Source organism: Alteromonas aquimaris (assembly GCF_026183695.1).
Lineage (GTDB): Bacteria > Pseudomonadota > Gammaproteobacteria > Enterobacterales > Alteromonadaceae > Alteromonas > Alteromonas aquimaris.
The window spans coordinates 257,634-276,073 of record NZ_JAPFRD010000005.1 but is presented as its reverse complement, the minus strand read 5'-3'; the positions used below and the strand labels follow the sequence as shown (position 1 = coordinate 276,073).

General features: G+C 44.9%; 14 protein-coding genes. 5 read left to right on the top strand and 9 right to left on the bottom strand.

The window, feature by feature from the left end:
- Positions 1-6 precede the first annotated feature (6 nt).
- Both OPS25_RS04255 and cspE read left to right on the top strand, forming a co-directional pair.
- On the top strand, positions 7-180 hold the full coding sequence (locus tag OPS25_RS04255; protein ID WP_265616413.1) for a hypothetical protein: 174 nt from the start codon (positions 7-9) through the stop codon (positions 178-180).
- A 707-nt stretch (positions 181-887) separates the two neighbouring features.
- Entirely contained in the window at positions 888-1,100 is a 213-nt protein-coding gene (gene cspE / locus OPS25_RS04250; protein WP_265610289.1) for a transcription antiterminator/RNA stability regulator CspE, read from the top strand.
- Positions 1,101-1,402: 302 nt separating this feature from the next.
- Here the strand turns inward: cspE and OPS25_RS04245 are convergent, their stop codons facing one another.
- The 3 genes from OPS25_RS04245 to OPS25_RS04235 all read right to left on the bottom strand — a co-directional run bounded on the left by OPS25_RS04245 (position 1,403) and on the right by OPS25_RS04235 (position 6,753).
- Positions 1,403-2,044 (bottom strand): transglycosylase SLT domain-containing protein, encoded by a 642-nt coding sequence (locus OPS25_RS04245; RefSeq protein ID WP_265616412.1) that lies wholly within the window; start codon positions 2,042-2,044, stop codon positions 1,403-1,405.
- Positions 2,045-2,113: 69 nt separating this feature from the next.
- Positions 2,114-3,712 carry a glutamate--cysteine ligase gene (gene gshA, locus OPS25_RS04240; RefSeq protein WP_265616411.1) on the bottom strand — a complete coding sequence of 533 codons (1,599 nt, stop codon included), beginning with the start codon at positions 3,710-3,712 and terminating at the stop codon, positions 2,114-2,116.
- A gap of 212 nt (positions 3,713-3,924) precedes the next feature.
- Positions 3,925-6,753 (bottom strand): M16 family metallopeptidase, encoded by a 2,829-nt coding sequence (locus tag OPS25_RS04235; RefSeq protein WP_265616410.1) that lies wholly within the window; start codon positions 6,751-6,753, stop codon positions 3,925-3,927.
- A 213-nt stretch (positions 6,754-6,966) separates the two neighbouring features.
- Here OPS25_RS04235 and OPS25_RS04230 point away from each other — a divergent pair, with 213 nt between their 5' ends.
- The 3 genes from OPS25_RS04230 to OPS25_RS04220 are packed head-to-tail and all read left to right on the top strand — an operon-like array spanning position 6,967 to position 9,121.
- Positions 6,967-7,527 carry an Hpt domain-containing protein gene (locus OPS25_RS04230; protein WP_265616409.1) on the top strand — a complete coding sequence of 187 codons (561 nt, stop codon included), beginning with the start codon at positions 6,967-6,969 and terminating at the stop codon, positions 7,525-7,527.
- A gap of 9 nt (positions 7,528-7,536) precedes the next feature.
- Positions 7,537-8,235, top strand: coding sequence for a TIGR01621 family pseudouridine synthase (locus tag OPS25_RS04225; protein WP_265616408.1), 699 nt, complete (start codon positions 7,537-7,539; stop codon positions 8,233-8,235).
- On the top strand, positions 8,222-9,121 hold the full coding sequence (locus OPS25_RS04220; RefSeq protein ID WP_265616407.1) for a ketopantoate reductase family protein: 900 nt from the start codon (positions 8,222-8,224) through the stop codon (positions 9,119-9,121). Before OPS25_RS04225 ends, OPS25_RS04220 begins: the two co-directional genes overlap by 14 nt.
- Here the strand turns inward: OPS25_RS04220 and lysS are convergent.
- From lysS to OPS25_RS04190, 6 genes are all read right to left on the bottom strand, one after another.
- On the bottom strand, positions 9,118-10,656 hold the full coding sequence (gene lysS / locus OPS25_RS04215; RefSeq protein WP_265616406.1) for a lysine--tRNA ligase: 1,539 nt from the start codon (positions 10,654-10,656) through the stop codon (positions 9,118-9,120). The two genes, OPS25_RS04220 and lysS, sit on opposite strands and share 4 nt — an antisense overlap.
- Positions 10,657-10,680: 24 nt before the next feature.
- Positions 10,681-11,779, bottom strand: a protein-coding gene (gene prfB, locus OPS25_RS04210) for a peptide chain release factor 2 (RefSeq protein WP_265616405.1) whose coding sequence is annotated in 2 segments (ribosomal slippage) — positions 10,681-11,703 and positions 11,705-11,779 — 1,098 coding nt in all. Because the reading frame shifts where the segments join, the coding sequence is not laid out codon by codon here.
- Positions 11,780-12,031: 252 nt separating this feature from the next.
- The gene (locus OPS25_RS04205) at positions 12,032-12,607 is read right to left on the bottom strand and encodes an NADPH-dependent FMN reductase (protein ID WP_265616404.1); all 576 of its coding nucleotides are present in this window, start codon (positions 12,605-12,607) and stop codon (positions 12,032-12,034) included.
- 52 nt (positions 12,608-12,659) lie between these two features.
- Positions 12,660-14,390 carry an arginine--tRNA ligase gene (gene argS, locus OPS25_RS04200; protein ID WP_265616403.1) on the bottom strand — a complete coding sequence of 577 codons (1,731 nt, stop codon included), beginning with the start codon at positions 14,388-14,390 and terminating at the stop codon, positions 12,660-12,662.
- 9 nt (positions 14,391-14,399) lie between these two features.
- A complete protein-coding gene (gene prfC / locus OPS25_RS04195) occupies positions 14,400-15,989 on the bottom strand; it encodes a peptide chain release factor 3 (protein WP_265616402.1) in 1,590 nt (529 codons plus the stop codon).
- 314 nt (positions 15,990-16,303) lie between these two features.
- The gene (locus OPS25_RS04190; protein ID WP_265616401.1) at positions 16,304-18,292 is read right to left on the bottom strand and encodes a hypothetical protein; all 1,989 of its coding nucleotides are present in this window, start codon (positions 18,290-18,292) and stop codon (positions 16,304-16,306) included.
- Between the last annotated feature and the right edge of the window lie 148 nt (positions 18,293-18,440).

Genomic DNA, 18,440 nt, shown 5'->3' with positions numbered 1-18,440 from the left:
GGTGGAATGAACGGTGGTGGCTGGAAAGGAGCGCTTAGTGGTGCTGCGATGGGTGCTGCTGGAGGGTTCCTCGGCGGTTGGGCTGGAAGCCTCTGGAGTGCAGGGTATAGAGCTACGTCGGCGAGCGTAGGTGCCAATACCATCGCTTTAGCCGTTGTTGCCAATTCGGAAGATGAATAAATTGAAAAAGGAAGGGTTGAGCAAATGCTCAACCTCATAAAGGGACACTATGCAGATATATAGGTTGGCGGCATTGAGCTCGACTTGGAGTGAGCAAGATATTAATAAGTGGCAAAAAAAGCGGAAACAAGGATTAGTAAAATTTATTATGATTGACGGTGTTTTAAAATGGGGGGGAATTTCTTTGACCTTTTTTCTCATTGCATCACATCACACAATTACATTGCAACGAGATAATCCTTTACAACACATAATTTTGACCAGCCTTATCTGGTTAGCTTGTGCAATTAGTTACGGTTACGTGGTGTGGACATGTACTAATCGATCTTTTGAGAATCGCGTTAAACAATAAACCTAAATATTGTGCGCTTTAGAAAAAGGTCGGCCAAAACTGGCTGAGTACGGGTAAACGCTACACTCAGCCATGCATCAGGCGCAATATCATGGGTTTCATTTTCTCAATGATTAGAAACGTAGAATAAAAAATAATCCAAAAAATAAAAACTTTCACTAGACAATGCTATTTATCCGGAATAAACTGCGCGGGCTTTAGATATTAAAGCACTTTCTACTACTGCTCTGTTATGCTCTATTTTCCTTTTTTAAGTTGATATATAGATGAGTACAAGCGTTATTAGCTAAGTTCTATCTATAAGCTCCATTGGTGATTTTCACCATTTTTTATAAAGTTAAAAAAGGTTATACACATGTCTAATTCAGTAAACGGTACAGTTAAGTGGTTCAACGAAGATAAAGGTTTTGGTTTCATCACTCCAGCTGACGGTAGTAAAGACGTATTCGTTCATTTTCGTTCAATCGTATCTGACGGCTTCAAGACTCTTAAAGAAGGTCAGGCTGTAAGCTTCGAAGTAGAACAAGGCCAAAAAGGCCCTCAAGCAGCGAACGTTGTTGTAAAATAAGCGCTGTTTTATAAATATAGTGATAAAGCCAGAATTTAATTCTGGCTTTTTTGTTTCTAAAGCTTTTTTCCCGTCGATTTAGTACTTACCACTCATCCCTGTCTTACCCCAGCCCATCCTTACTTTCTTGAGCACCGAATAGAATAAACACAATTATTACTGCAAGCGGAAAAATACAAAAAAAGATATTGAAAACAATTCTCATTTGCAATAAGGTATTCAAGCCTGTTCGATGTTAGGTATTCACGGTCTTGGCTTAGCATCGCTAGAGAGCAAGTATTTACTTGCTCTCTATTTTTTTCTTAGCCGAAAAATAATTTCCATAGCCAGCTATCATCTAAATCATCTTCACAGGTTTTTAGTTGAGTAGCATAGCGAAGCGAGCGCGCTTTTACCTTGCCCGCCACCTTTTTTAACCAAGGCTTTCGATTGTAAGATTGTCTGCGGTAGCCGCCCCACCCTTCGTGGTAATTAAGGTACTGTGAATAAGCATCCCACTTGGAAACGCCATTCACCTTATTAGATTTATATATAAACCACCCCATAAAATCGATGGCATCTTCAAATTCATCACGATCTGCCCAGCTATTGCCCGTCTCGCGAACGTAATCGCTCCAGGTAGGGGTCTTTGCTTGAGAGTAGCCGTAGGCGGAACTAACTCGCCCCCACGGGATGAGTCCAAAGAAGATATAATCCCGTGGTGGCAGTGCGTCATGACGGAAAGAGCTCTCCTGATACATCATAGCCATAGGTACATGAATAGGAACGCCCCACTTGTCGCGTGCGTCGGCTGCAGCATCGTACCAGTCGTCTTTCTCGTAAAAAATTTCACAAAGATTGCTAATGTCTTTTGGTGGTGCCGTTGCACATCCTGTTAACGCAACTGGTACGACCATCACAAAAATTAACAACTTTTTGCAAACTTCTTTGAACTTTTCCAACATCACGTGTCCAAATAAGTGTTCTAGTAAATGTGTGTGTTTCCCTGGAACCTTTTATATGCCTGACCCCCGTCAGGCATTTTTTTTGGCTGGGGGTTCACTAAAGTAATCACTGATAAAGGTATCAAAACTTTTTGTATCTTTAGCTTCAACTTCATTTTGCGCTCGCGCTGAGTCTGAGGCCATCTGTTTAAACACCGTTTCATCATCATGCAAATAAGCATTCTCTCTAAGCTTAGTGGAGTACTGTTCGGCTAGCTCAAGCCCAACTGCACCGTTATCTCTATTTTCACTAAGCATATTAGCCATTAATTTGCCGGATAAAGTGAGTTCAGGGTCAATAATCTTGTCTTTTTCTAACTGAACTGAAGCTGAATAGTCGCTTGTTGCATAGGCTGCGTCAAGTACCTTTGCAGCTTCGGCAAAATACTCAACCAACTCTAACGCCCAATTTTTTAGGGTGACTGTTTGACCCGGTCGGACTAATTCGATATTCGGTTTGCGACCATATAATACTGTTGTCGCAATATTGTCATTGGTAAGTTGTAATTCGTCGGGGGAAAGCTTTCCACTCGGGATCAATAAACAAGTCAACATAAAGACATCAAGGAAATCCATCTGTGATTGCGCGATCCCGACTTCACTAAAGGGATTCACATCCAACGCCCTCACTTCGATATAGCTGACTCCCCGTCGCGCCAGTGCATCTGACGGCTTTTCCATACTGCGGGTAGGCTGTTTAGGTCGCACGGGGGAATATAGCTCATTTTCAATTTGTAAAATGTTATGACTTAACTGCTGCCAGTTTCCCCCTTCACCCGCTGGAAACTGTTTGAATCGGCTTGATTCCGTTTCCATTGCTTTCCGTAAAAGGGTTACGTAGTTGTCCAAGTGATTATAACAAATCTGCAGGCTCGATTGATCTGCATTGGTATAACCTAGATCACTCATTCTTAACGACGTTGCGTAAGGCAAATACACAGTGCCCTTACCTAACTTTTCGAAAGGTAACTCCGGCGACTTCCCAGTTAGAAAAGAGCTGCACAACGCTGGTGAGGCGCCAAATAAATAAGGTATGAGCCAACAGAAGCGTCGGTAATTTCGGATCATTGCAAAATAGTCTGCAGAAACCTGCTCGGTCGAATGAGCCTTACCATGTAAAGTGGCCCACTTTTGCCAGAACTCGTCAGGAAGAGAGAAGTTAAAATGTACTCCCGCAATAGCCTGCATCATACTTCCATAACGGTTTTTAAGTCCCAATCGATATACCCGTTTCATCTTGCCGACATTTGAGTCGCCATACCAGGCCAGGGGTATCTCGTTATGATCTTCTACGAAACACGGCATGCTCATCGGCCAGAGCCACTCATCGCCCATATTGTTAAGTGTGAATTTATGCAGATCACGAAGTTGTTCAATGGTTTTTTTACGCTGACTTTCTGGTGGCGTGATAAACTCCAGCAGAGACTCAGAAAAATCCGTCGTAATTCGCTCATGCGTAAGGGCTGAACCTAATGCCGAAGGATGTGGCGTAAGGGCTAAACGACCATTCGGGTTGATTCGTAGCGCTTCTCTTTCCACACCGCGTCGAATATTGCGCAAACTGTTTAAAAAGTCGCTTTTGCCTACTGCGCTGACACGCGCATCGAAAGTTAAAAATGTAGAGGTCAATTCAAATTCCCATGATTGCGGATATTTTGCAGGTTAATTGCGAATTACGCTTTCCCGATTTAACAAGAACTAATAGAGAAATACCTCTACCAACTCTGTTTTGCTTCATTTAGGTGATAACCTATTAATTAGGTTTATACTGTTCAATTTCAAGCATAAAGCAACTGATTGGAAGATTATCAGTCGCTTTAGCTTAAATATACGATAAATTATTAATGTCGAATGGTTAAAATCTGAGTCGGATAAGGTAATCCTTGTAGCTGACTTTCCAACACAGATTTGTCAGCTACTACAATTATCTGCATATCCTGCATTTTTAAGTGCTTACTGGCCAACTGATTTAATTCATCAACGGAAATGCTATTGATGATTTTAAGTTGCTGAACTGGATAATCATCATCAAGTTCAAACGCTTGTAGCTGTCTTAAAAAACGAACCTTATTCGCTGGCGTTTCATATTTTAAAGCGTCGCTTAATGTATAAGCGCTTCGCATGAAGGCCACTTCTTCTTCGGTCATTCCCTGACTTTGATACGCATTCAATTCGTTGACAATTTCATTGATCGCATCGGCCGTATTTGCAGCAGTAACATTCGAACTTACTTCAAAAAAGCCTAAAGATTTGCCACCCGTAAAATGGCTTCTCGCGCCATACGCATAACCTTTGTCCTCACGCAGATTAAGGTTTATTCGACTGTTAAACGCCCCGCCGAGTGGAAAGTTCATCAGTTTTGCTTTGAAAAACTCCCCTGTGGCATCGTATGTAGGGCCACGTTTAGTCACGAGCACTACTGATTGTACTGCTTCTGGATGTTCGATAAAAAATAACGAGGTTTTATCGTATTCTGGGAATTGATACTGTTCAGTAATCGCGTATTCTTTTTGCTCCCATTTACTTAAGAAGCCAAGTTGCTGGGTTAATTCTGCCTGGGACAAATCGGTGACAGTGATGGCTTTCGCCATATTGGGAGACCAATAGCGACTGTAGAAATTTTTTACGTCGTCCAGCGTGATGTTGGTCACGGTGGCAATGGTGCCTTCCCCAGGAAGGCTCACTCGGTTCTCTTTACCAAATAGGACAACATCTCTTCCGCGATCAGCGAGATATCCAGGGTCCTTGAGCTGTTGCTGCATACTTTGCAGAATTCTTTCTTTTAAACGTAGAAAGTCAGCTTCAAGAAATGCAGGATTAAACATTTTTTCTTCAAGAAGATTAATGGTCTCGCTCAGGTTCTTGGATAAAGTCGATACCTGCACCTGCATATAGCGTCCGCTGGTGGAAAACTGAATTGAACTACCTAGTTTTGCCAAAGCATTCGCCATTTCTTCGTTTGTGAAATTCAAAGTGGATTCGTTCAACATCAACATGGTCAGGCTGGCAAGCCCGGCCTTATCCTTTTGATCCAGTAACATCCCCCCTTCCAGGGCTAGACTGATGTGGGTGGTAGGTGTTTCTTCGCTATGGACGCCGAGGAGCGAAATCCCATTTGCCAGCGAACTTTCCCAGTATTCGGGCACTTTTACGGCCGGAATTTCACCCGCCGCAGGCGTTTTCGAACGATCAAAATTATCCACAATAGCTGGCTGCTTAACTTCATCTACTTCTGAAGGGGGTGTTATTTTCCGTTCAGGCAACTGATAGTTCTGCGCTGCTACTGCTAACTGGGTTTGGCCTTTTGGCACAACACTCAAAACAACTGCGTGTTTGTTTTTAATATACTTTCTATACACTCGCATGACATCTTCAGCGGTAACGCTGTTATAGCGAGCGATATCGTCGGCAATAAGGTCTGGTTCCCCGTAAAAAGTTTCGTTTGCGGCCAGTGCAGATACTTTGCCTGCGACACTTTGCAGACCGAAAACTGTAGACACTTCGATAGACGCCTTTGTGCGTTTCAAATCGTCCGGTAAAACTCCCCGTTGTTCAAATTCCTCCAACGTATCCTTGACCACTTGATGAATCTGTTTAAGATTTTTTCCAGCCGAAGGATTAGCAAGCGCCAATAATTGAAATTCGCAGGCTAACTCGCGGCAGGGATGACCTACAGCGGCTTGAACGGCCATGCCTGATTTGACAAGGTTTTTATAAAACAAAGAGGTTTTACCTGTACCTAATATGTCAGAAAGCACATCTAAAGGTGCTTCATCTGGATGCCTTGCGTAGACAGTAGGGAAAGTTATTTGTAACAATGGCAAATGAACTTGATCTTCCAGCGTAATATATCGGGTTTCATTTAGCTCAATTATCTCGGGTTTATCTTTGTTAACTTCTGGTCCTTTCGGGATAGAGCCAAAATACTTTTCAACCCATTGTTTGGTTTTACTTTTATCAATATCCCCCCCAATTGTTAGTACTGCATTATTGGGCCCGTACCAACGCTTAAAAAAGGCTTTGAGATCATTAACGTCTACTCTATCCAGATCTTCTACATAGCCAATAGTCGACCAAGAATAGGGGTGCCCAGAGGGAAACAACGCTTCGATCGTGCGCTCGTGCCGTAAACCATAGGGTTGATTGTCAACACGTTGCGCCCTTTCGTTTTTGACGGTTTCACGCTGTACTTCAAATTTTTTCTGCGTCACCGCGTCCAGCAGGAAACCCATTCTATCCGCTTCCAGCCAAAGCACTTTTTCTAATTGATTCGCGGGTACAGTTTGATAATAATTGGTACGGTCCGAGTTTGTGGTGCCATTCATGCTACCGCCAGACTCTGTAATAATCCTGAAGTGCTGTTCATCGGCAACATGCTTTGATCCTTGAAACATCATGTGTTCAAAGAAGTGTGCGAACCCTGATTTGCCAACCTCTTCCCTTGCTGAGCCTACATGATAAGTCACATCCACATGTACCAAGGGGTCAGATTTATCTTCATGCAATATTACGGTTAAGCCATTGTCGAGCGTGTACTTTTCATACGGTATGGTAATCTGTTCTTGATTTGGCTCGTTTTCAATACTGCTGGTAGCCTGCTGCTGACACGCTGCTATTCCAAGCATGGCGCTGACAATTACAAAATTTTTAAGGGTCAGTTTTACTGACATTGTTTATCCTTTTTAACTATGCGTTAGATTGATCTGACATTCTTTAGTGGCTGAGCTGAGTATATATCAGATTTTACGTTTTACGTGCTGACCAAAAAATCAGGTTAACAAAAATAAGAGCGAGACACACAACATTATCGATTGATATACAATGTGTTGTATCAATTTATTTTCTGTTGCCCTACACTTAACGTGTAAATACGAGGATTCATTATGAGTAAAACGCAAACGATTATCGATTTGGAATTTGGAACCGCCCAACTAAGTGGTAATAAAAGTTTGCTGTTGACCCTGCTTAACAAATTTGCCGATGAATACCGAGACACTGAGCACAAACTCAATAATATAATTGAAAGCGAAGACTGGGAGTCGGCGCGAATTTTGGTACACACCCTCAAGGGGGTAACTGGCAACTTAGGCATTAATGCCTTGCATGAAGAATGCAAAGAGATTGAAGGTTTTTTAAAAGATAACTCAACGCTTCCTCCAAGTTACCCGCAATTTCTGAGTATTTTACGGGAAACCTTAGCGATGGTTAGTAAGCTGAATGCCGAGCCAGATGTTGCCTCAGCGACTAACAGTGATGGCGTCACTCCCCCTAATCAGGACAAAGAAGATTTTTTACGCGCGCTTAGAAACAGCGAGTTTATTCCTGAAGATCAGTTAGATAAATGGGTAAACGCCGCTACAGATGACCCCCAAAAACAACAATCAATCAAAGAAGCCGTCGATGAGCTTGACTATCAGGCAGCTATTGAGCTGCTTAACGATTAGGTAAAGTACTTGGTAAAAATAGTATTTGAGCATCAGGATTTTATCGTGGTTGATAAGCCTGTGGGTATGCCTATGCATGATCCCGAACGGGGCATCATCTTAAATAGTGAAAGGGCAACAGGAAAAGAAAAGCTACACCTGTGCCATCGTCTTGATACGGGAACATCCGGCTGTCTTATTCTAGCTAAAAACCCCGCCGCTGCGGCAGAATTTCAACAATTGTTTTCACGGCGAAAAATTGAAAAATACTACCTTGCCATTACCCAGCTTAAACCGAAAAAAAAACAGGGAAGCGTAGTTGGCGATATGCTCAATCGCCGACGAGGCCAACATATTTTAGTCAAGTCTCGAGAAAACCCAGCCGTTACGCAGTTTTTCTCTTCAGCTATTGAAGCTGGTCACAGGGGTTTTGTGGTTAAACCGCTCACTGGGAAAACCCACCAGATTCGCGTGGCGCTGAAAAGTTTAGGTAGTCCGATTGTAGGTGATATTTTCTATGGGGGTATTGAGGCTGATCGCATGTATTTACACGCCTGGCAACTTCAATTTACCTATCGCGATGAAGCTATTCACTGCGTCAGCGAGCCATGCGAGGGAAAGATTTTCCAGTCTGCGGCTTTCCAAAACTGGTTAGCAAAGCAAGCGTCTCCAGAGGGGTTACCATGGCCGCGTTTTAATCTGCCGGGATTAAATCATGCAGACCCCTGAAGAGTTTGAATTTGTTCAAGTCGTGGGCGATGGCGCAATTGGATCTCTTGTTTGCGCCGGTATGGAAACACTTAATCAACCCTATGGTCGTAGTGTGCGCTCGGCACCCGCAATAAGCTCTGTGAGAACATATCAGGGGAGGACTATTGCGCTTAATTCAGATCGGGGCAAACAGTTAAACTTGAGCCAGCATGACTTGTTGTTGTTACCCATCAAAGTTTACCAGCTGGAATCTGTCCTTGAAGAATGGGCCCCTCTGTTGCATTCACATACCACCATAATGCTGTTGCAAAATGGCATGGGAGGAGAGGAATGTGTCAAGGCGCGTCTCCCTCATCAGCCCCTTTTCATTGCTTCCACCAGCCACGGGGCGTATAAAAGTACCGGTTTTGTGGAACACACCGGGCTGGGCACTACGAAAATTGGCAGCAATAACATTCTTCGACAGAGTTGGCAGGCTAACGCTGTTATGGAACTGATACGTTCCTGTTTAGGCCCAGTAGTGTGGGAAGAAAACATTACCCTGGCATTATGGGTCAAACTGGCAGTGAATGCGGTAATTAATCCCCTTACAGCACTTCATAACATTCCAAACGGTGATTTGACCCGGCTAGAGTATCAAAATGAAATAAGGCTAATCTGCGAAGAAATCTCTGCGGTTATGGCAAGTGAGCGTATTTTTATTAGCGCCAGGGAGTTAGTGGAAAACAGTTTAAACGTGGCGGCTGCTACTGCGAACAATTTTTCGAGTATGCATCAGGATGTTAAATATAAACGTCAGACCGAGATAGATTCGATCAACGGTTTTATTGTCATGCTTGCAAAAAAAAAGGGCATTGATGTGCCTATCAATACCCTCCTTTTAGAGCAGATAAAATTACTCTAGTCTTCTTGCGGTTTCATATGCGGGAATAAGATTACATCTTTAATTGTCGGGCTGTCAGTAAACAACATAGCCAAACGATCGATGCCAATCCCCTCTCCAGCCGTCGGTGGTAATCCGTATTCCAATGCGCGGATGTAATCATCATCAAAATGCATGGCTTCATCATCCCCGGCATCTTTTTCAGCTACCTGTTTGTTAAAGCGTTCCGCTTGATCTTCAGGATCATTGAGCTCGCTGAAACCATTAGCTAATTCCCGGCCTCCGACGAAGAATTCAAAACGATCAGTAATAAATGGGTTCTCATCATTTCGACGCGCTAAGGGAGACACCTCCCACGGATAGGCGGTGATAAATGTAGGCTGTTCGAGTTTTTCCTCAGCTGTTGCTTCAAAAATCTCGCACAGGTACTTACCCGCTCCCCAAACTCCATCAACCGCAGGTTCTTTAATGTGCAGTGTCTTCGCCATTGCTTTCAGTGCATCGAGATTTGCTTCGGGATCACGAATGGCCGCTTCATCGGCGTCAGGCCAGTACTTCAGGATTGCATCGGCCATGCTTAAACGATCAAATGGCTTCTCAAAATCATACTGAATTTCGCGAAGAACATTCCCCTCTGCATCGCGTTCAGTGTTGATAATCTGGGCAGTACCCAGAATGTCCTGTGCCAGCGTGCGCAACATGTCTTCTGTAAGATCCATCAGATCATTATAATCAGCATAGGCCTGATAAAACTCCAACATGGTAAATTCAGGATTATGACGGGTAGACAAGCCTTCATTGCGGAAATTACGATTAATTTCAAAAACACGTTCAAATCCACCTACTACCAAACGCTTCAAATAAAGCTCCGGAGCGATGCGTAAAAACATTTCGATATCCATCGCATTATGGTGTGTAACGAATGGTTTTGCAGTAGCTCCCCCCGGGATCACTTGCAACATGGGGGTTTCAACTTCGATGAAGTCACGCTGACTCAAATAATTGCGAATACCGTTGATAATGGCGCTTCTGATTTTAAAAGTCTGCCGCGTACGTTCACTGGTAATCAAATCAACATATCGCTGGCGATATTTGGTTTCCTGGTCGCTTAAGCCATGGAATTTTTCTGGTAGGGGACGCAGAGCCTTCGTCAGTAAGATATAGCTTTCCATATCTACATACAAATCGCCCTTACCTGATTTTTGCAGGTTTCCTTCTACACCGATAATATCGCCAATATCCAGGCTTCCGTAGCGGGTTTTGATGTCTTTCTGCGTCTCTTTAGCCGCATACGCCTGAATGCGGCCCGTCATATCCTGAAGCAACAAAAACGGACCACGTTTGGCCATAATTCGCCCAGCAATACTTACGCGAATTTCTGCTTCGGCTAACGCTTCCTTAGACTTCTCACCATGGGCCTTTTGCAACTCATCTGCATAATGTTTTCGGCGGAAATCGTTAGGAAATCCGTTAGATCTGCAATTATCTCGAATAGCGCTAAGCTTCGCTCTGCGCTCTGCTATCAATTTATTTTCGTCGAGTTGTTGGTCGGTCATGGCCTTGTTTTCACTTGATTAAGGTTATAGCCCTGATTTCAGGCTGGCTTCGATAAATTTATCCAAATCTCCGTCAAGCACTGACTGAGTATTTCGGGTTTCTACGCCTGTGCGCAAATCTTTAATGCGCGAGTCATCCAATACGTATGAGCGTATTTGACTGCCCCAGCCAATGTCAGATTTGTTGTCTTCCATGGCTTGCTTTTCTGCAGCTTGCTTTTGCAACTCAAATTCATATAGCTTGGCTTTGAGCTGTTTCATCGCTTGATCTTTGTTCTTGTGTTGCGAACGATCGTTCTGACATTGCACCACTATTCCAGTGGGTTCATGCGTAATCCGCACCGCCGAGTCTGTGCGGTTGACATGCTGGCCACCTGCACCAGAGGCACGGTAGGTATCAATGCGTAGATCCGAAGGATTAATGTCAATTTCAATGTCGTCATCAATTTCGGGGTAGACAAACGCCGAGGCAAATGAAGTATGGCGACGGTTGCCTGAGTCGAATGGTGATTTTCGCACCAACCGATGCACGCCCGTTTCGGTGCGTAACCAGCCAAAGCCGTATTCTCCCTCAAAGCGAATAGTGGCACTTTTAATACCTGCCACGTCACCGTCAGATACTTCAATCAACTCTGTTTTAAAGCCGTGGGCTTCTCCCCAGCGAAGATACATGCGTAAAAGCATGTTGGCCCAGTCCTGGGCTTCGGTGCCGCCAGAGCCAGCCTGAATATCCATATAGCAATCTGACGTATCGTTCGGTCCGGAAAACATGCGTCGGAATTCCAGTTCTTCGAGTTTACTTTCCAGGCCTTTTAACTCATGCTGAGCTTCAGTGAAGGTTTCTTCATCCTCGGCTTCAACCGCTAACTCGATCAGACCTTCGACATCTTCTGCGCCTTGTTCCAGCTGCAAGATTGTCTGTACCACCTGCTCTAGCGCAACCTTTTCTTTACCTAACGCTTGCGCACGCTCAGGTTCATTCCATACATCGGGACTTTCCAGCTCCCTGTTTACTTCTTCTAAACGCTCTGACTTTGCATCAAAGTCAAAGATACCCCCTAAGTGCGGCGGTACGCTCGCGCACATCTTCCAAGGCGTTTTGTACTGGATTTACTTCAAACATAGTTAGCCTGAACTTTTAATGTCGTTACAAAAAATTTATTAAGAGCGCGGATGGTAACGAAATTACGCCAATTTTGATAGCTGATGAGGATAAATATTTTATCCAGCCCCGTAGTGTACCCCCCCTATTGAGGGGCGCATAACACATAGCCAACATCTCCCCCCTGACAGGCGATGTTGACTATGCAATGTTTACCCAAAAGATACCCACTTTGTCGCTTAAACACGGTGAATTACAGATGGGTAAAACAGATTAGCTGGCAGTAACTTTGGCTGCTAACTCAGCCGTTTGCTTGCCCAGAAGTTTCAGTTGCTTAATGGTTTTCTCGTCAGCCACGTTACCATTATCATCTAATAAGGTATGCACGCGGGCGATAGCTTTTTGGTTGGGTAACACCATAGTGCCGATATTTTCCAATAACATCCGTAAGGTAACCAACACACGCATACCGCCCAGAGCGCCTTCAGATGCCGCCATGATACCGGCCACTTTACCACGGTAAGCGGCCAGCACTTTCTCATCCCCTGCCTGGCGGGATGCCCAATCGATTGCATTTTTAAGCAGAGCGGGATAACTGCTGTTATATTCTGGCGAAGCTATCAGAAAACCATCGGCCTCAATCAGTAACTCCTTGAAGCGCTGCGCGTGTTCGGGAATTCCGCCAGCAGCTTCTTCATCCTGATTAAACATAGGCATTGGATAATCCGCTAAATTTATTAGCTGAACCTCGGCACCGGCTTCGATAGCACCTGCGACCGCCACTTCAATAATTGCCTGATTAAATGATTCTTTTCTGGTACTGCCAGCAAAAGCAACGAGTTTTACCATTAAATTAATTCTCCTTTATGTCATCAGTAGCAATGCGTTTTTATTCTTCTCGCTACATTCTTTCGAGTGTCTCGATACCCAGCAAGGTCAACCCTTGCTGCAGCGTACTCGCCACTAGTGCGGCCAACGCTAAGCGGCTGCTACGCGTCGCATCGTCGACATTGTCTTTCAAAATTGGACATGCCTCATAGAAACTCATGAACGCACTGGCAAGATCATAAAGGTAAGTGCATAGTACATGAGGGGTCGCTTCTTTCGCCACCACGCCAATCACCTCTTCAAACTGCATTAACAGCACGGCGAGTGTATGCTCTTGTGGTTGTTCGAGTTTTATTTCACCAATTAGAGCCGATGGTTCAATACCCGCCTTGCGGAAAATACTTTTTACGCGCGTGTAAGCGTATTGCAGATAAGGAGCCGTGTTACCTTCAAAACTTAACATGGTATCCCAATTGAAAATGTAGTCTGTAGTACGGTTCTTACTCAAGTCCGCGTACTTTACAGCCCCGATACCGACTTTTTGGCCTACTTCACTCAATTCGAGGGGGGTTAAGTCGTCACTGCGTTCAGCAATCAGTTTTCCAGCGCGTTGAACGGCTTCATCCAGCAATTCCACCAGTTTTACCGTTCCCCCGGTGCGAGTTTTAAACGGTCTGCCATCACTGCCTAACATCATCCCAAATGGACAATGCTCATAAGATTGCTCTGGGCGGATATACCCTGCCTTACGGCCGACGATTTCGGTTTGTTTGAAGTGCAGGGCTTGGCGAGCGTCGGTCAGGATCAAGGTTCGGTCAGCGTTTAGCTTGCCACTTCGGTAACGCATTGCGGCCAGGTCAGTGGTTGAATACAGATAACCTCCACCGGACTTTTGAACGATATATACAGCGGGGTTACCTTCTTTGTCGGCTAGTTCAGGGATAAAGACAACTTGTGCGCCCTGATCTTCCACTGCAATACCTTTTTCTTTTAAATCTGCCACCACATTGGCTAAGTCATGATTGTATGCTGATTCGCCCATGATATCAGCACGGGTCAGGCTTACATTCAGTTTGTCATAGACTTCTTCACTATGGGTGATAGAGATGTCGATAAACTGCTTCCATAACGTGATGCACTTTTCATCACCACTTTGAAGTTTAACAACATATTCACGGGCGCGGTCGGCAAAGCCCTTTTCATTATCAAAACGGATTTTCGCTTCACGGTAAAAGTCTTCCAGATCTGACAGTGCTGTTTCGGCTACTTGGTCCTCTAGTTTATCGGACAAATGTGCCAACAACATGCCAAACTGGGTTCCCCAGTCGCCCATGTGATTCTGACGAATAACTTTATGGCCTAGAAATTCAAGCACTTTCACGACAGCATCGCCGATAATGGTGGTACGCAAATGGCCAACATGCATTTCTTTGGCTAGGTTTGGCGAAGAGTAATCCACTACCACGTTTTGTTGTGGTTGTGCGGCAACGCCCATGCGCGGATCATGAAGTATCAGTTCACATTGGTTAGCTAGCCAAGTATCGCTTAGATGAATGTTAATAAAGCCAGGACCCGCAATTTCCAGCTTACTGGCTACGTCATCCAGCTGCACCTTTTCTTCAATTTGCTGAGCAATATCCCGTGGCTTTTGTTTAAGTGTTTTAGCCAGCCCCATGGCACCATTAAACTGGTAGTCACCAAACTCAGGACGTGCACTTCGAGTAACCGGAGCGGCAGCTTCTGGTACCTGCATGTCTGCTAAAGCCTGTTTAAATCGGCTGACAAGTAGCGAATGAATATTCATTATTTAACCTTAATGTTCGCGAGTCTGCGTAAATTCAATATCGGGATAACGTTCTTGCGCTAATTGCAAGTTAACCATAGTAGGCGCGATGTATGTTAAGTTGTCGCCGCCATCCAACGCTAAATTCTGTTCTGCTTTCCGCCTGAATTCGTCCAGTTTTTTCGCATCTTTGCTATAAACCCATCGCGCTGTAGACACATTAATATGCTCATAGATTGCATCCACGTTATATTCGGCTTTTAAGCGCGCTACCACCACGTCAAACTGGAGGACTCCCACAGCCCCCACGATGAGATCATTATTAGCAAGTGGACGGAATACCTGAACCGCCCCTTCTTCAGAAAGCTGGATAAGCCCTTTTAACAATTGCTTTTGTTTTAGCGGGTCTTTTAGTCTAATGCGTTTAAACAACTCAGGGGCAAAGTTGGGTATACCCGTGAAACGGAAGTTTTCACCATTGGTAAATGTATCGCCAATTCGGATCGTACCGTGGTTATGCAGACCGATAATGTCTCCCGCATAGGCTTCTTCTAATAAGGCACGATCACCGGCTAAAAACGTCAACGCATCAGCAATTCGAATATCTTTACCCAGACGGGCATGACGCATTTTCATGCCTTTTTCGTACTTACCTGACACGATACGGCAAAAAGCGATTCGGTCTCGGTGCTTTGGGTCCATGTTGGCCTGAATTTTAAATACGAAACCGCTGAATCCTGGTGCATCGGCTGTGATGCGCCCCTCCTCAGTTAGCCTTCCTAGAGGCGCAGGAGCCCACTCCACCAAACCATCAAGCATGTGGTCCACACCAAAGTTACCCAGCGCAGTACCGAAAAAGACCGGAGTTAATTCCCCTGCCAGAAACAGCTCTTTATCAAACTCATGCGAAGCGCCCATCACTAATTCTAATTCATCTCGCAGCTGGTCCGCCAAATCAGAACCTACGGCGGCGGCAAGATCAGGATTATCCAGCCCCTTAATAATACGCACTTGCTGTATCGTATGCCCCTGACCGGTGGCATATAAAATCGTCTCGTCACGATGAATATGGTAAACACCCTTGAACGATTTTCCGCAGCCGATAGGCCAGGTTACCGGAGCACAGGCGATATCCAACTCTGTTTCCACTTCATCCAGAAGTTCCATTGGATCCCGAATGTCACGGTCTAATTTATTCATAAATGTGATGATTGGCGTATCTCGAAGACGCGTGACTTCCATCAGTTTACGGGTGCGTGCCTCTACACCTTTAGCCGCATCAATTACCATTAAACAGGAATCCACTGCGGTGAGAGTGCGATAGGTATCTTCGGAGAAATCTTCGTGTCCCGGGGTATCGAGCAAATTTACCAAGTGATTGCGATAAGGAAATTGCATAACTGAGGTAGTTACTGATATCCCCCGTTCCTTTTCCATTTCCATCCAGTCAGATTTGGCATGCTGTCCTGATTTTTTACCCTTGACTGTACCGGCTCGCTGTAGAGCTTGTCCGAACAACAATACTTTTTCAGTGATGGTGGTTTTACCAGCATCGGGATGCGAGATGATCGCGAACGTGCGTCGCTTATTAATTTCTGCTGAAAATGGATTCTTTGTCATGCTTACACTGTTTGGTTAAAGATGAGATTTATCCTGACTTCAGGATAACAGGCGGGGATTATATAGTGCTTTGACGACGAAAAACAGGTTCATAGAAAAGCCGCCCAGTTTATCACCAAGGGCAGCCAGTCAGGGGATACGTGTTTTTTGCGAATTATACCAAGGTGTACTGTTGTTTGCTCACTCAGCGCGTGAATTTCTACACTTTTGACAAGCCCATTGTGTGACGGCTTAGTGGGTCTAAATCGAGCGCAAAAGGTGCCGCTAAAAAGTGTTAAAAGCGGCACCAATAGGGAGATGGTGGCGGATTAAGATTAACCAGCCGTAGAAGCAATTTCTTTAAGTGCGCGAAATATGGGCGCCGAAGAATCAGATTGTTGCTGAGTCTTCTTCACCCCGGCTAAGTGGGTCTTAACGCTTAATGGGTTAGCACAGGCATCTTTAATTGAGCTATCGGCAATATAATTGGCACTCATTATCAATGCACCGCTTTCCTCCTGCCACATTTCATAGAATGCATTATATAAATCGTACATTTCTTGGCTCGTTTCGACCTTTTCTTCAGTAAATGTACTACCGCTAAAATTATGACCCCCTTCGTAGGCGATTAACGGTAAGCTGTATTCTGCCGCAACATCCACATTTTTACGCACAAGATAACGCAAGCCCGGCTTGGATGCCTTGGCATGAAATCTGTCCGTACCGTCCACATAGTTTATAGCTTCGGTGATATAGGTGGTGGCAGATGTGCGATCAAAACCTTCTTCGGTGACGTATGCGCCTTGTTGCCACGGATCAACAATGGTCATACTGACAGCAAAGGCATCGATATTCATGGCAGGAATTTCTGCGTTCTCTTCATTGACATAGATCGCGGCTTCAAGTATCTCGCGGTTTGACTCCACGGCAGAATCGCTGGTGCCAACTTCTCCCGTCATTACCACCGCAATTCTAGTAGCGTGTGATGACCACACCTGCTTAAAGATTGCTGCCACTTCCTGCGTACGGGCGGCATACCAACTTGCCACCATATTGGCTTCGGTCACTTTGCCCGATAGGTAATCAGGCCTGTCACCCAGTGAAAGAGTATACCAGCGCTGCTGAGCCTGTTCAAAAGCGTAATCTCGCCCCATTGCATAGGGATAAGTCACGTTCCATAACGCATTTCCCAGTTCGAGATAGATTACGCGTTCAGGATCCAGGTGAACCAGCATAAATTCTGCCAGTTCACGGACATACTCATCATCGGCTGCGACAGGTACATTTAGCCAAAGATCTGCATCACCTTCATTAGCCAGTTGTGCAATTACTTCATAAGGCGCGCCTTTTGCACTGCCCCAAGACACATTTTCCGTTTTAACTCGACTGTTCCACGCTTGCGCTCCCTGACTATGGCTATATCCACCATCTTCATCTTTGATCCCATAGAGCAACGCCTGACTCATCAAATGAACTGGACGCACTACCGAAAACTGCGCCAAATGGTCAAGGTAAGTTTGGCTAAATGTGGCGTCAGTTTTGGCTTCTGGTCGAATTAGTTGTATGTTGCGCAAATAGTCACCCGTTTGCTTGGGATCCGTTTTAGAAATCTTTACGGTTACCGGTCCGGTCCCTTCGTAACGAAGCGACATCTGGCCTTTACTTTCGCTCAATACCTCTACATTGGTAACGGCAAACTCCCCGGTTCCAGAGTATGTGAGGGTATATGTACCGGCTTCATATGCTTTGTTTATGTGGTTATTAAACAGATCCAAAGTAAGCGTATCGGCAGTTTCTCCATTGCTCAACGCCAAGGTTGTTGGCCAACCGTTTTGATCTGTCACTACGCTCTGAGCAAAATCGATACGAGGCTCGCCCATAAGGATCGGCGTCCAGATAAAAGGCAATTCGGATTTATCCAGGGTAAGGCTCGAGGTTTTGATGACATCGTTTAACATCCATGCGGTCATTGAGTTTTCAATGGGAGCTACTGCACTACCTACGGCGAAAGCACTAGGGTCAGGTGTGCGCACCACATCGGTACTCAATATATCTGCGACAGAAGGATGTGTATCGGCAATTGGTTGCTGATCAGAGTCATCTATGGGCTGTTCTTCATTTGAATCATCATCTGAACCACCAGAGGGATCAGGATTCGCTGGCTGCGCCGGCGCGGTATCGGGATTAGTAGCGATGGGTACGGACGCCCCCTCTTCCCCAGCACCACCGCCACAAGCCGTTAGTAGGAAAATGAAACTGATCAAGGTCAATTTGGAACTAACGCTGCGAGACAACGTATACGGAGACATAACATTATACAACATGGATACCACTTTTCTCTTATAAGACGCTTAACTTCAACAACACACTCGGTCCAGAGAATGTAGGAGCATTCTAACCTTTTATCGGATAAATGCTGGGCAAATACAGGCTTGTTCGGTATGTGGCGTTATACGATTGTATCGGAAAGAG

What these genes read in the sequence shown, in the direction of transcription:
- OPS25_RS04255 (WP_265616413.1), top strand. Translation starts at nt 7, where the DNA reads ATGAACGGTGGTGGCTGGAAAGGAGCGCTTAGTGGTGCTGCGATGGGT.
- cspE (WP_265610289.1), top strand. Translation starts at nt 888, where the DNA reads ATGTCTAATTCAGTAAACGGTACAGTTAAGTGGTTCAACGAAGATAAA.
- OPS25_RS04245 (WP_265616412.1), bottom strand. Translation starts at nt 2,044, where the DNA reads ATGTTGGAAAAGTTCAAAGAAGTTTGCAAAAAGTTGTTAATTTTTGTG.
- OPS25_RS04235 (WP_265616410.1), bottom strand. Translation starts at nt 6,753, where the DNA reads ATGTCAGTAAAACTGACCCTTAAAAATTTTGTAATTGTCAGCGCCATG.
- OPS25_RS04230 (WP_265616409.1), top strand. Translation starts at nt 6,967, where the DNA reads ATGAGTAAAACGCAAACGATTATCGATTTGGAATTTGGAACCGCCCAA.
- OPS25_RS04220 (WP_265616407.1), top strand. Translation starts at nt 8,222, where the DNA reads ATGCAGACCCCTGAAGAGTTTGAATTTGTTCAAGTCGTGGGCGATGGC.
- lysS (WP_265616406.1), bottom strand. Translation starts at nt 10,656, where the DNA reads ATGACCGACCAACAACTCGACGAAAATAAATTGATAGCAGAGCGCAGA.
- OPS25_RS04205 (WP_265616404.1), bottom strand. Translation starts at nt 12,607, where the DNA reads ATGGTAAAACTCGTTGCTTTTGCTGGCAGTACCAGAAAAGAATCATTT.
- argS (WP_265616403.1), bottom strand. Translation starts at nt 14,390, where the DNA reads ATGAATATTCATTCGCTACTTGTCAGCCGATTTAAACAGGCTTTAGCA.
- prfC (WP_265616402.1), bottom strand. Translation starts at nt 15,989, where the DNA reads ATGACAAAGAATCCATTTTCAGCAGAAATTAATAAGCGACGCACGTTC.
- OPS25_RS04190 (WP_265616401.1), bottom strand. Translation starts at nt 18,292, where the DNA reads ATGTTGTATAATGTTATGTCTCCGTATACGTTGTCTCGCAGCGTTAGT.